Raw genomic sequence first — 13,591 nt, 5'->3', positions numbered from 1 at the left:
GTGTGACGATTTGCTCGGGGGTGGTCCGGCAATCGGCGCCCTCGGCAACAGGCCGCGCTTTTTTGCCGCCTTGGCACCCGGCAGCTGCAGGCGGCCATGAAACGGGTCACTCGTTGCTAAGCTCTCGCAGCCGTTCCGGGTCAAGAATGGTGACCTCGCGCCGGCGCACATCGAGCACCCCCATTTCCTGAAGGCGGCCGAACAGCCGGCTGACGGTTTCCAGGACCAGGCCGAGGTAGTTGGCCAGGTCGGCACGCGACATGCTCAGCGTCAGGTGATCGGGCCGGCGACCGAGCCGCTGCTGGCGTTGGCTGAGACTATAGAGGAACAGGGCCAGGCGACCCAGAGCCTGTGGGCGGCCCATCATGGCGAGATGCCGGTGATCGTCCTGCATTTCCCGGCTGATCAGGCGCATCAGCTGGCGCTGAAGCCCCGGCACCCGGGCCGCGAGCCGCTCGAGATTGGCGTAGGGCAGTCGACAGGCGCGAGTGGGCTCCAGCGCTTCGGCCGTGCACTGGTGGCGGTAGCCCGCCAGTGCATCGAAGCCGATCACTTCACCGGGCAGGTGAAAGCCAAGGATCTGAAGCTCACCGCCTTCGGAATTGGCGAAGGTCTTCAGAGAGCCGGACTTGATGACGTAGAGCGCATCGAACGGTGCACCGGCGTGGTACAGGGCCTGGCCGGCGGGAATCTGATCACTTGCCGTGACGCCCTGCTCGATCAGCTCGATATCGGACGCGTCGAGGCCGGCCGGCAGACACAGCTCGCGCAGACTACAGCCGCTGCAACGTCGGCGAAGGAGTTCAAGGTCAAGGGCGCGGCTGGTGGCAGGCATGGTCGGCACAAACAGTCCAGTTTTCGGGCCGCAAGCGGCTTGTCATCATACTACAAGTCGACAGCGGCCCGGGCCATGTGTTGCAGAGGCCGATCGAGCAGACGTCGACCACAAGGGTCGGTACAATCGGATCTCGAGCGGCGTGCTGCAACGGGCGGCCATTCGTCGATCCGATTCAATCGTTGCTTCGAGAGTGTCTCAATGGACTGTGAAAGCCATGTACAGCGTACTTCATAGATTCTGCAGTTTCCGCCGGCGCAGCGGCTGCGGGCCGCACCGTGGTTAATCCGGCGGCCGCGCCGGCCGGGCTGATCGACCGCGCCGCAGTCAATCTGTTTCCGGGGTATTTCGCGATGGTGATGGCAACCGGCGCGGCCTCGATCGCGAGCTCGTTGCTCGGCATGGGACTTGTCGCTCGCGCCTTGCTGGTCATCAATATCGGTTTCTATCTGATGCTTGTGGCGCTGACTCTGACGCGTCTGGTATGGCACACAAGCGCCTTCGTCAGCGACATGCGCGATCATGCGCGCGGGCCCGGTTTTTTCACGATCGTGGCCGGCACCTGCATTCTTGGCTCACAGCTGATCCTGATCGCCGGTGCCGACCGAACGGCGTTCGTTCTGTGGTGCATGGCGGCCGTTCTCTGGCTCGTGATCACCTACTGGTTTTTTGTCGCAGTCGTGGTGCGTTCGCGCAAGCCGACGCTTGCCCATGGCATCAACGGCGCCTGGTTGCTGGCCTCCGTGGCCACCCAGGCGCTTTCGATTCTGACCGTCCTGCTGCCCTGGCCGGCGGCTCATGCCGGCGACATGCTCTTTCTTGGCCTGAGCCTGCACCTGATCGGCTGCATGCTCTATTTGGCCATCATCCCGCTGATCTTCTATCGTCTGACCTTCGTGCGCCTGCAGATGAGCGAACTGACGCCGCCTTACTGGATCAACATGGGGGCAGTGGCCATTGCCACGCTGGCGGGTTCGACCCTGCTGATGGCCAGCGGCAGCAACGCTCTGCTGGGTGAGTTCCAGAGCTTTCTCAAGGGCTTCACCGTGTTTTTCTGGGCCGCGGCGTCATGGTGGATCCCGCTGCTGATCGGCCTGACCGTCTGGCGCCATCTCGTGGCCCGGTTCCCGCTGCGCTACGATCCTCAGTTCTGGGGCATGGTCTTCCCGCTGGCGATGTATACCACCGGCAGTTTCCGCCTGGTCGAGGTGCTCGAACTCGATTTCCTGCGTTTTGTTCCGGCCACGTTCATCTGGCTGGCGCTGACTGCCTGGCTGGTCACTTGCGTCGGTATGTTGGGTCACCTCCTCAGGGAGGCGCGGTCGGTCAGTTGACCGAAGTCAAAACTGCGCCGGATGTCTGCCGGTATGGTGTCAGTGCATCGGGAATGACCTGCCGCGGCCGGCGTTCCGCATCATGGATCTGACGCCTTGCGGTGTTCGAATCCGACCGGCAAGACATGGTTTTCTAGAGGAGTTTTCGTGCGGTGAGCAGCGAGGCACCTGTCCCGTCCAGCGTTCCACCCCAGGCCAATCGCATGCTGGTGCTGTCGACCGCAGCCTTCGGTGCGAGCTTTGCTGTCTGGATCATATTCTCGATCATCGGAATCCAGATCCAGGAGGAGCTAGGGCTTTCGGAATCGCAGTTCGGACTTCTGATTTCCCTGCCGATTCTGACCGGCTCGATTTCGCGCCTGTTTCTGGGGATTGCGTCGGAGCGCTTCGGCGGGCGACTGATTTCGACCCTGGGCATGCTGATCAGCGCGGCTTCGGTCTGGCTGCTGACCTGGGCTCACAGCTACCCGCAGTTCCTGGCCGCGGCGCTCGGTATCGGCATTGCCGGGGGCACCTTTGTCAGCGGCATCGCCTTCATTTCGCGCTGGTACCCCAAGGAGCGCCACGGCGCGGCATTCGGGATGTTCGGCGTGGGCAATGTGGGTGCGGCCGTGACCAACTTCGGCGCACCGTTCCTGCTGGTTGCCTTCGGGTGGCAGACGACTGCCGAAATCTACGCCATCGCCTTGGCGATCGTCGCGGTGGGTTATTTCCTGCTGACGCGCGATGACCCCGAGACTCTGCGTCGGCGCAAGGAAGGCGTCAAGGGTACGACCATCGCCGAGCAGCTTCGGCCGCTCCGGCGCGTCCGCGTGTGGCGTTTTTCTCTGTACTACTTCCTGATGTTCGGTGGTTTTGTCGCCCTGGCCTCCTGGCTGCCGCGCTACTACATGGGTGTCTACCAGCTCGACATCGGCACCGCCGGAATGCTCACCGCGATCTTTTCGTTTTCAGCCGCGGTATTCCGCGCGGTTGGCGGCTGGCTGTCGGACCGCTTCGGCGCCCGCACGGTGCTGTACTGGAGTTTTTGGGCCTGCATGGGCTGCCTGCTGGTCCTGTCCTATCCCCCGACCACCTACATCATCGACGGCATCGATGGCCACTTCGAGTTTCATCTGGCCACCTCGCTGCCGCTGTTCGCGGTGCTGACCTTCGTGCTTGGCTTTTTCATGTCGCTGGGCATGGCCGCGGTGTTCAAGCACATCCCGTCGTACTTTCCGCGGTCAGTGGGTTCGGTGAGCGGACTGGTCTCCATGTTCGGGGGTCTCGGCGGTTTCTTCCTGCCGATCATCTTTGGTGTGCTCAATGATCTGACCAATCTCTGGACAACCGCCTTCATGGCGCTGTTCGGCGTCGTGACCACCTGTCTGATCTGGATGCATCTGGTCATCCTGAGCATGGCGCGACAGTTCGATGACAACCCGGATTACTTTGATGAGCCCGCCGAGGATGGCGCGGCCAGCCAGCGGACGTTAAACACATGAACAGCATGAATATCCCGCGAGGAGAGTCGCAATGAGTTATTTTCTGGACCACCTGACCTACTTCCGGCGCGAGAAACAGGAGTACGCCGACGGTCACGGCATGCTCACCAACCAGTCGCGGCGCTGGGAGGACGCCTATCGACAGCGCTGGCAGCACGACAAGGTGGTGCGCTCCACCCACGGGGTCAACTGCACCGGCTCGTGCTCGTGGAAGATCTACGTCAAGAACGGCCTGGTGACCTGGGAGACCCAGCAAACCGACTACCCGCGCACGCGTCCGGACATGCCCAACCACGAACCGCGGGGCTGTGCCCGCGGCGCGAGTTTTTCCTGGTATATCTATTCGGCCAACCGCGTCAAGTTCCCGATGGTCCGCCGGCGTCTGGTCGAGCTGTGGCGCGAGGCAAAGAAACAGCACGCTGATCCGGTCGAGGCCTGGCAGTCGATTCAGGACGACCCCGAGATGGTCAGGAGCTACCAGCAGCGTCGCGGTCTGGGCGGCTTTGTGCGCGCCGACTGGACAGAGGTCAACGAGATCATCGCCGCGGCCAACGTTCACACTGTCAAACGGTGGGGCCCCGACCGCGTGGTCGGTTTCTCGCCGATTCCGGCCATGTCGATGGTGTCCTACGCGGCTGGTACGCGTTATCTGTCGCTGATCGGCGGCACCTGTCTGAGCTTCTACGACTGGTACTGCGACCTGCCGCCGGCTAGCCCCCAGACCTGGGGCGAGCAGACCGACGTGCCCGAATCGGCTGACTGGTTCAACTCCACCTTCCTGATGATGTGGGGCTCGAACGTGCCCCAGACGCGCACGCCCGACGCCCACTTCATGACAGAGGCGCGCTATCGCGGCACCAAGACGGTGACCGTCACGCCCGACTATTCCGAGGCCTCGAAATTCGGCGATATCTGGCTCAACCCCAAGCAGGGCACCGACTCTGCGCTGGCCATGGCCATGGGCCACGTGATCCTCAAGGAATGGCACGTCGAGGGCAGAAGCGATTATTTCGACGACTACGTGCGTCGCTACACCGACCTGCCCAATCTGGTCATGCTCGACGAGCACGATGGACGGCTGGTGCCGGGGCGCTACTTGCGCGCTGTTGATCTCAAGGACCAGCTTGGCCAGTCCAACAATCCGGAATGGAAGACGCTGGCTTTCGATGAGGCCCGCGACTGTATCGTCGTCCCGAAAGGATCGGTGGGCTTTCGCTGGGGTGAGCAGAACAAGCGCTGGAACCTGGAGGAAAAGGATGCCGATGACAACGACATTCGCCTGGCTCTGACCCACATCGAGCGCGCCGACGAGGTCGCCGAGGTGGCCTTCCCGTACTTCGGCGGTGGTGGCAACGATTTCTGGGCGCAGACCGAACATGATCGAATTCAGGCGCGACGCGTCCCGGTTCGTCATGTCACGCTGGCCGACGGCTCGACCTGTCGGGTCGCCAGCGTATTCGACCTGCTGGTGGCCAATTACGGCATCGACCGCGGCCTGGGTGGCGACAACGTCGCGGCCAGCTACGACGACGACGTGCCCTATACCCCGGCCTGGCAGGAGCGTATCACCGGCGTCGACCGCGAAAAGATGATCACTGTGGCCCGGCAGTTCGCCCAGAATGCCCACAAGACCCAGGGCAAGTCCATGATCGTCATCGGTGCGGGCATGAATCACTGGTACCACATGGATATGAACTACCGCGCCATCATCAAGATGCTGATGCTGTGCGGTTGCGTCGGCGTGTCCGGCGGCGGCTGGGCCCACTACGTCGGTCAGGAAAAACTCAGGCCGCAGACGGGCTGGCAGCCGCTCGCCTTCGCGCTGGACTGGCACCGTCCGCCACGCCACATGAACGGCACCTCGTTTTTCTACAATCACACCGACCAGTGGCGCTACGAGAAACTCGACGTCAGCGAGATACTTTCGCCGCTGGCCAACCCCGAGGACTTCAAGGGCTCGCTGATCGACTACAACGTCCGGGCCGAGCGCATGGGCTGGCTGCCGTCGGCGCCGCAGCTCGGCCGCAATCCGCTCGCAATCGGGCGTGAGGCAAAGGCCGCCGGCAAGGACGTGAAGGATTACGTGGTCGAGCAGCTCAAATCCGGGGATCTGCAGCTGGCCTGCGAGGACCCGGACAATCCGGCTAATTTCCCGCGCAACCTGTTCGTCTGGCGTTCGAACCTGCTCGGTTCCTCGGGCAAGGGCCATGAGTATTTCCTGCGCCACCTGCTCGGCACCGAAAACGGTGTGCAGGGCAAGGATCTGGGCGAAGAGATCGACCGTCATCCCAAGGAAGTGAAATGGCGTGACGAAGTGCGCGGCAAGCTTGACCTGCTGGTCACGCTTGACTTCCGCATGTCGACGACCTGCATGTACTCCGACATCGTCCTTCCGACCGCGACCTGGTACGAGAAGGACGACATGAATACCTCGGATATGCACCCGTTCATCCATCCGCTGACCGCGGCCGTGGACCCGGCCTGGGAATCGCGCTCCGACTTCGAGATCTACAAGGGCATCGCCCGGAAATTCTCGGAGTTCGCCCATGGTCATCTTGGCAGCGAGACCGATGTCGTCACGCTGCCGCTACAGCATGACTCGCCGGCCGAGCTTGGCCAGGCCATCGACATCGTCGACTGGAAGAAGGGTGAATGCGAACCGATTCCCGGCAAGACCATGCCGGCGATCATCACGGTTGAACGTGACTACCCTGCAACCTACGACAAGTTCACCGCGCTCGGGCCGCTGATGAGCGAGCTGGGCAACGGCGGCAAGGGTATGAGCTGGGATACCCGCGAGGAAGTCGAGGCGCTGGGTGATCTCAACGGCCGCCACCGCGGCGATGGGGTCAACGCCGGCCTGCCGCGTATCGTCTCCGCGGTGGATGCCTGCGAGACCATTCTGATGCTTGCGCCCGAGACCAATGGCCGGGTGGCGATGAAGTCCTGGGATTCGCTCAGCGCAACCACTGGCCGCAAGCACAACCACCTGGTCGCCGGACATGCCGGCGAGAAAATCCGGTTCCGCGACATCGTCGCCCAGCCCAGAAAGATCTACTCCTCGCCGATCTGGTCCGGGATCGAGTCGGAGAAGGTCAGCTACAACGCGGGCTGGACCAACGTCAATGAACTGATCCCCTGGCGCACGCTGACCGGCCGTCAGCAGTTTTACCAGGATCATGCCTGGATGCGCGCGTTCGGCGAGAGCCTGTGCGTGTACAAGCCGCCGGTCGACCTCAAGACCATCGACCCGATCAAGGGCCAGCGCGATAACGGCAATCCCGAGGTGGTGCTCAACTTCATCACGCCGCATCAGAAATGGGGTATCCACAGCACCTACACCGACAATCTGCTGATGCTCACGCTCTCGCGCGGCGGGCCGATCGTGTGGATTTCCGAGGTCGATGCGGCCAAGGCCGACATCAAGGACAACGACTGGATCGAGGCCTACAACATCAATGGCGCGATCACCGCGCGCGCCGTGGTCAGTCAGCGCGTGCCCGAGGGCATGTCGATGATGTACCACGCCCAGGAGAAGATCGTGAACACGCCGGGGTCGGAGATTACAGGCAACCGCGGCGGTATTCACAATTCGGTTACCCGCGCGGTCCTCAAGCCGACCCACATGATCGGTGGCTACGCGCAGCAGAGCTACGGCTTTAACTATTACGGCACGGTCGGCTCCAATCGTGATGAGTTCATCATTGTGCGCAAGATGAAGAAACTCGACTGGATGGACGGCACCGAGGCCGAGGACGCCATGGATGTGGAGATTTCGACATGAAGATCAGAGCGCAGATCGGCAAGGTACTCAACCTCGACAAGTGCATCGGTTGCCATACCTGTTCGGTAACCTGCAAGAACGTCTGGACCTCGCGCGAGGGCATGCACTACGCCTGGTTCAACAACGTCGAGAGCAAGCCGGGCATCGGCTATCCCAAGGAGTGGGAAAGCCAGGACAAGTGGAACGGCGGCTGGGTACGCGACGGCAAAGGCAACCTCAGGCCGAAGATGGGCGGGCGCTGGCGCATCCTTGCGAACATCTTCGCCAATCCGGACATGCCCTCGATCGAGGACTACTACGAGCCCTGGGACTACGACTATCACCACATGCAGACCGCACCGGACGCCAAGACCATGCCAACGGCGCGGCCGCGCTCGGTGATCACCGGCCAGCGTATGAAGAAGATCGAGTGGGGTCCGAACTGGGAGGAAATCCTCGGCACCGAGTTCGAGCATCGCTCCAAGGACTACAACTTCGAAGGCGTGCAGAAGGAAATCTACGGCCAGTTCGAAAACACCTTCCTGATGTACCTGCCAAGGCTGTGTGAGCACTGCCTCAACCCGACCTGCGTGGCCGCCTGCCCGAGCGGGGCGATCTACAAGCGCGAGGAAGACGGCATTGTCCTCATTGACCAGGACAAGTGCCGCGGCTGGCGCATGTGCGTATCGGGCTGCCCGTACAAGAAGATCTACTACAACTGGAAATCGGGCAAATCGGAAAAGTGCACTTTCTGCTATCCGCGCATCGAGGTCGGTCGGTCAGCCGACGGTGTGCTCGGAGACCTGTGTCGGGCGGATTCGCTATCTCGGCGTCATGCTCTACGACGCCGACCGCATCAAGGAAGCCGCCTCCACGCCCAATGAGCAGGATCTCTACGAGGCCCAGCTCGACATCTTTCTCGATCCCAACGATCCGGAGATCATTGCCGAGGCGCGTCGCCAGGGTATACCGGACGACTGGATCGAGGCGGCCCAGCGCTCGCCGGTCTACAAAATGGCGGTCGACTGGCGGGTCGCCTTCCCGCTGCATCCGGAATACCGCACGCTGCCGATGGTCTGGTACTGCCCGCCGCTGTCGCCCATCCAGTCGGCGGCCGAGGCCGGCAAGATCGGTTACAACGGCGAGATTCCCGACGTCGAAAGCCTGCGCATCCCGGTGCGGTATCTCGCCAATATGCTGACCGCCGGTGAGGAAAAGCCCGTGGTCCATGCCATGGAGCGGATGCTGGCCATGCGCGCGTTCATGCGCGGCCGCCACGTCGACGGCGAGGAGCGCACGGAAGTGCTTGAGCGCGTCGGCATGGACGTCGAGATGGTCGAGGACATGTATCAGTGCATGGCGATTGCCAACTACGAGGACCGCTTCGTGATTCCGACCAACAAGCGCGAATACGCCAACTCGATCTACGACGGCTATTCCGAGCGCGGCGGATGTGGCTTTACCTTTGGCAGCGGCTGCGAAACCGGTGGTGGTTCCGATGCCGACGTGTTCGGCGGCAAGCCAACCACCAAGCGCAAGTTCTTCCCGATCCGGGTCGAGAAGGCCAGCAAGAACAAGGAACTGGCCGAGCACCAAACCGACAACTGGAGCCAGTGATGCTGACGCTCAGAGTGCTGTCGCGTCTGATGAGTTACCCGAGCCGCGAGCTGCAGGACGCGGTGCCGGAGATGACCGATGTCATACGACGCGAATCGCTGCTGCCGCCCGCCCGGGCCGAGGCCGTGCATTGCTTCGCCGTCGAGCTGGGCCAGCGGCCGCTGACCGAGGTGCAGGAAGACTATGTCGCCCTGTTCGATCGCGGCCGCGCGCTGTCGCTGCACCTGTTCGAGCATGTCCATGGCGAGTCGCGTGACCGCGGGCAGGCGATGGTCGACCTGATGGAACATTACCGGTCCAACGGGCTCGAGCTCGATGCCCACGAGCTGCCCGACTACCTGCCGCTCATGCTCGAATACCTGTCGACGAGGCCCCGCGCCGAAGTCGAGGAGCTGCTCGGTGATGCCATGGCGATTATCGTGCTGATCGGAGCACGGCTGCGGCATCGCGGTTCGCACTACGCGGTGCTGTTCGAGGCGCTCGAAGCGCTGGTGGGCAGTCCGGAAAACGCCGAGCTGCTGCGTGAGGCGGCCGGTCAGGAAGGACCGGATCAGACCATCGAGAAGATGGATGAAATCTGGGAAGAGGAGCAGGTCACGTTCATGGGCAATGATGATCCGTCGACCGACTGCGGCGCGGCGTCGGCGTCGGTCAACGGCCTGAAGATCCAACAGGAGCCCGACCGGACCCAGCGGTCGGCGGGCAGCCGGAGGTAATCATGGAGTACTACATCAATCAGTTCGTCTTCGGCGTGTTTCCCTACATCGCCGGTACCGTGTTCATCTTCGGATCGCTGCTCAGGTTCGAGCGCGGGCAGTATACCTGGCGCGCCATGTCGAGCCAGATGCTCACACCGAGGTCGCAGAATTTCCGTCGCGCCAGTATTGCCTTTCACGTGGGGATTCTGTTTCTGTTTTTCGGGCATCTGGTCGGCCTGCTGACGCCGACGGCAATCTACCAGGGCGTGTTCGGCATCGATCCCGGTTTCAAACAGATTTTCGCCATCGTCTCCGGCGGGCTGTTCGGGCTGCTGTGCCTGTTCGGTCTGACCTATTTGCTGTGGCGGCGGTTGTTCGTGCCGGCGGTCCGGGTCAATTCGGCGCCCATGGACACCTTCATCATCTGTCTGATCTGGCTGCAGCTGGTCACCGGCATGAGCACGACTTTCGTGTCAATCGACCATCTCGATGGCCACGTCATGCAGCAGCTGGCACACTGGGCGCAGGCCATCGTGACATTCCGGACCGGCGCGCATGAATACATCTTCAACGTGCACTGGATCTACAAGATGCACATGTTCCTGGGGCTGATCATGTTTACTGCATTCCCGTTCAGCCGACTGGTTCACATCTGGAGCTGGCCGTGGGGCTACCTGCGCCGGCGCTACCAGGTCGTGCGTCAGCACGGCTCATCGCCCAGGGTTTCGTGAGCGGGCGGAAGGTGGAAGAAACCAGGGTGAAAGGACAGTCTGCGGATACACCACCCCCGATTCGAGTCAATGATCGGGTTATCGATCATGAACAGATCGCCAGGGAAGTGCAGTACCATCCGGCCTCCAGTCTGAAAGAAGCGCGCGCCCGGGCCGCCCGTGCGCTGGTGGTGCGCGAATTGCTGCTGGCCGAGTGCGATCGCCTCGGAATCGGGCCCGGTGTATGCGAAGACGGTGAAACCGAGGAGGAAGCGCGTATCCGCCACCTCATCGCCGAGCAGATCGAGGTGCCCGAGCCGACCGAGGACGACTGTCGACGCTACTATGAGTCCAACGAAGAGCGCCTTCGCACGGCCGATGAGCACGAAGTCTCGCATATTCTCGTTCCGGCCCCGCCGGATGATGAAGCAGCGCGTGCCGAAGCCCGGAAAAAGGCCATGGGCATCAACGCCGAGCTGCGCGAGAGCCCCGACAAGTTCCTGTCGATGGCGCGCGATTTCTCGAGCTGCCCATCGAAAGAGGTCGGCGGTCATCTCGGGCTGATCAGCCGCGGTCAGACCGCGCCGGAGTTCGAAAAGGCGCTGTCGCGGCTGCCGGTCGGCGAGGTGCCGGAGTATCCGGTCGAGACCCGCTTCGGCTTTCACGTCGTGCTCATCCACCAGCGCCGCGAAGGTCGGCCGGTGACCTTCGAGTCGTGCCACGAGAAGATTGCCGACTACCTGCGCGAGCACGTGCGGCGGCGTGCGATCAACCAGTACATCCGCCTGGTTGCCGCCCAACACGACATCGAGGGCATTGACCTCGATGCCCCCTCCTCGCCACTGGTGCAGTAATCAGGGCAACGATTCGCAGGTCGGGGTCGCATCCCCGACGGACAGACCACGTGAAACGGGGCGCGAAACGCCTGAGGTGCACTCATGATCGAAACGTTTGATGATTTGCTGGAAATCGCCCGTGGCGAGCCGGTGCCGGTCAAGCTGCTGACGGTGCTGGTGCGGGCCCAGCCGATGATGCAAACCGGCAGCGACGGAAACGAGGTGGCGATCGAAGGCGAGGGCATGCTCACGCCAGTGATGGTCAAGTCCCACGCCGTCGCCGACGTGCCGGGTTTCGAATACGTGCGCGCCGATGCGGATGCGGCCAAGAAGGACTGGACCTTTTTGATGGTCGGCGTGCTGCCGGGACAGGCCGGCCGGGCACCGGCCGACGAAATCGTTGACGAGCAGCTCAAGAACATGGCCCGCGCCATCCACGCCGGCAGCGGCCTGGATCGCTATCTGTTCTTCGATCGCAGCGGTGCGCCGGTGCAGATCGGCATGCCAGAGCAGCGGTCAGACGACCACTGAGGTCAAACTCAGGCCCCGGCCGGGTCTTCCCCGTCGCCAGATTTTGGGCGGGGGCCTTCTGCCGGGCTGCTGTCATCGGGATCGGAGTCCGCATTGTCCCGGTCGGCCGTCTTATTGTTCCCGCGCTGGCCAAGCAGACCGTTCAGATCTCCGAGGTCGGTCAAGCCGACTTCATTGAGCAGGGAATCGACCAGCGGGCGCTGCGCCCGGTAGCGCAGGGCCTGGTCGACGACGGAGCGGGCCAGGTTATTGTCGCCGGACCCGGAGTCGTCGTGGCCATTGTGGCCTGAGCCGTTCTGCCCCAGGCCGCGGACATCGATGATCTTGATGCCGTCGATCTGCTCCATCGGCTTGACCGACTGCTCGATGATGGACGGCAGGTTGTTGAGCATGGCGAGCTTGATTTCGAGCCCGATCTGCTCGGGGCTCAGGGCGTTGCGTGCCTCATTGATCGCGCGCTTTCCTTCGGCCTCGACGCGGTAACGCTCCTCGTCGGCCTGGGCGCGGATGCGAACCGCATCGGCCTCTCCGGTTGCTTCCATGCGGTTGGCTTCTGCCCGGTCGTCCGAAGCCTTCTTCTCGGCTTCGGCGGCCACGGTGATGCGGATTGCCTCTTCCTCGGCTTGCTCGCGCGCCTGGACCAGGCGAACCTGCTTGGCGCGTTCGGCCGATGCGGTTTCGCGAACCGTTTTGACCTGCTCTTCGGCCTCGACCGCCTTGGCGCGCGCCAGATCGGCTTCTGCCCGCGCCGCGGACTCTTCGCGCGACTTCTCCGAGATGGCGATTTCGCGTTCCTGCTCTGCGATTTCAACCGAGCGTTTGCGCTCGATCTCGCGCTGTTCGACCTGGCGCTCACGGTCGATATCCGCTTCCCGGATGGCCCGTTCGGACTCGATCCGCGCCTGCTCCGCCTCGCGTCGTCTTTCCGCTTCCTCGCGCGCCACGGCAGAATGGGTCTCGGCCGCGCGCACTTTGACTTCCCGGTCCTGCTGCAGTCGGGCGTATTCCTGGTCGCGCGCGATCTGCAGTGACTGCTGCTCGGTCTCCAGATCCTTTTGTTCGATCATGATCTTGGTGTCGCGCTCGATGTCATTGCGTTCCTTGCGCCGGCGCTCGATTTCCTGGGTCAGTTTGGTCAGGCCCTGGGCATCGAACGCGTTTTGCGGATTGAAAAAGTCCGAGGGCGTCTGGTCCAGCCCGGTCAGCGACACCGACTCCAGTTCGAGGCCGTTCTTGTGCAGGTCTTCGGCCACGGCCATCTGCACCTTCTGCGCAAAGTCGACCCGGTTCTCGTGCAGCTCTTCCATGCTCATGCCCGCCGCTACGGCCCGCAGCGCGTCGACGAACTTGCCCTCGACCAGCTCCTTGAGCAGATTGGGCTCCATCGTGCGCCGTCCGAGCGTTTGCCCGGCTGTCGAGATGGCCTCGGCGTCGGGCTTGACGCGAACGTAGAATTCGGCCTGTACGTCCACGCGCATGCGGTCGCGGGTGATCAGCGCGCCTTCCCGCTGGCGTGCCACCTCCAGCTTGAGCGTGTTCATGTTGACCGGGATGGTGTCATGGAGCACCGGGAAGACCAGTGCACCGCCGTCGCGTACGACTCTTTCACCGCCCATGCCGGTGCGCACGAACGCCACTTCCTTGCTGGCGCGGGTGTAGAGACGGGCAAAGATCAGGCCGAGCAGGAACAGCGCGGCCAGAACGACAACGACCGGAATGATCAGTTCGCTGAGATTGAAGTCCATAGGAATCCTTATTGGTTGGTTGCGATTGTCTGTCGGTG

The 13,591-nt window shown here is 62.7% G+C and carries 9 protein-coding genes and 1 pseudogene; 8 read left to right on the top strand and 2 right to left on the bottom strand.

What is annotated here, in order from left to right; all coding sequences use genetic code 11:
* Positions 1-106: 106 nt before the first annotated feature.
* Complete coding sequence (locus tag HND55_14935; protein QKK03837.1) at positions 107-835, bottom strand: helix-turn-helix domain-containing protein; 729 nt, start codon at positions 833-835, stop codon at positions 107-109.
* A 308-nt stretch (positions 836-1,143) separates the two neighbouring features.
* On the opposite strand from HND55_14935, the gene HND55_14930 reads away from it, so the two are divergent.
* The 8 genes and pseudogenes from HND55_14930 (at position 1,144) to HND55_14895 (ending at position 11,808) form a co-directional block, all read left to right on the top strand.
* The gene (locus HND55_14930) at positions 1,144-2,169 is read left to right on the top strand and encodes a C4-dicarboxylate ABC transporter (protein ID QKK04144.1); all 1,026 of its coding nucleotides are present in this window, start codon (positions 1,144-1,146) and stop codon (positions 2,167-2,169) included.
* A 203-nt stretch (positions 2,170-2,372) separates the two neighbouring features.
* Positions 2,373-3,653 carry a NarK/NasA family nitrate transporter gene (locus tag HND55_14925; protein ID QKK04143.1) on the top strand — a complete coding sequence of 427 codons (1,281 nt, stop codon included), beginning with the start codon at positions 2,373-2,375 and terminating at the stop codon, positions 3,651-3,653.
* A 31-nt stretch (positions 3,654-3,684) separates the two neighbouring features.
* Positions 3,685-7,437, top strand: coding sequence for a nitrate reductase subunit alpha (locus HND55_14920; GenBank protein ID QKK03836.1), 3,753 nt, complete (start codon positions 3,685-3,687; stop codon positions 7,435-7,437).
* Positions 7,434-9,033 (top strand): annotated as a pseudogene (narH, locus tag HND55_14915) (nitrate reductase subunit beta). The gene HND55_14920 and the pseudogene narH overlap by 4 nt, the downstream one beginning before the upstream one ends.
* Entirely contained in the window at positions 9,033-9,749 is a 717-nt protein-coding gene (gene narJ, locus HND55_14910) for a nitrate reductase molybdenum cofactor assembly chaperone (protein ID QKK03835.1), read from the top strand. Before narH ends, narJ begins: the two are co-directional and overlap by 1 nt.
* Positions 9,750-9,751: 2 nt before the next feature.
* The gene (narI, locus tag HND55_14905) at positions 9,752-10,462 is read left to right on the top strand and encodes a respiratory nitrate reductase subunit gamma (GenBank protein ID QKK03834.1); all 711 of its coding nucleotides are present in this window, start codon (positions 9,752-9,754) and stop codon (positions 10,460-10,462) included.
* Positions 10,463-10,488: 26 nt separating this feature from the next.
* Positions 10,489-11,295 carry a peptidylprolyl isomerase gene (locus HND55_14900; GenBank protein ID QKK03833.1) on the top strand — a complete coding sequence of 269 codons (807 nt, stop codon included), beginning with the start codon at positions 10,489-10,491 and terminating at the stop codon, positions 11,293-11,295.
* A gap of 84 nt (positions 11,296-11,379) precedes the next feature.
* Positions 11,380-11,808, top strand: coding sequence for a hypothetical protein (locus tag HND55_14895; protein ID QKK03832.1), 429 nt, complete (start codon positions 11,380-11,382; stop codon positions 11,806-11,808).
* A gap of 8 nt (positions 11,809-11,816) precedes the next feature.
* Here HND55_14895 and HND55_14890 read toward each other — a convergent pair whose 3' ends face one another.
* A complete protein-coding gene (locus HND55_14890; protein QKK03831.1) occupies positions 11,817-13,553 on the bottom strand; it encodes a flotillin family protein in 1,737 nt (578 codons plus the stop codon).
* Between the last annotated feature and the right edge of the window lie 38 nt (positions 13,554-13,591).

The organism is Pseudomonadota bacterium, assembly GCA_013285445.1.
In the GTDB taxonomy this organism is placed as follows: domain Bacteria; phylum Pseudomonadota; class Gammaproteobacteria; order Xanthomonadales; family Wenzhouxiangellaceae; genus Wenzhouxiangella.
The sequence above is the reverse complement of the archived record's forward strand: the minus strand, read 5'-3'. Positions and strand labels throughout refer to the sequence as shown.

Coding starts and splice junctions, on each gene's coding strand:
- HND55_14935 (QKK03837.1), bottom strand. CDS start 835: ATGCCTGCCACCAGCCGCGCCCTTGACCTTGAACTCCTTCGCCGACGT.
- HND55_14890 (QKK03831.1), bottom strand. CDS start 13,553: ATGGACTTCAATCTCAGCGAACTGATCATTCCGGTCGTTGTCGTTCTG.
- HND55_14895 (QKK03832.1), top strand. CDS start 11,380: ATGATCGAAACGTTTGATGATTTGCTGGAAATCGCCCGTGGCGAGCCG.
- HND55_14925 (QKK04143.1), top strand. CDS start 2,373: ATGCTGGTGCTGTCGACCGCAGCCTTCGGTGCGAGCTTTGCTGTCTGG.
- narI (QKK03834.1), top strand. CDS start 9,752: ATGGAGTACTACATCAATCAGTTCGTCTTCGGCGTGTTTCCCTACATC.
- HND55_14920 (QKK03836.1), top strand. CDS start 3,685: ATGAGTTATTTTCTGGACCACCTGACCTACTTCCGGCGCGAGAAACAG.
- narJ (QKK03835.1), top strand. CDS start 9,033: ATGCTGACGCTCAGAGTGCTGTCGCGTCTGATGAGTTACCCGAGCCGC.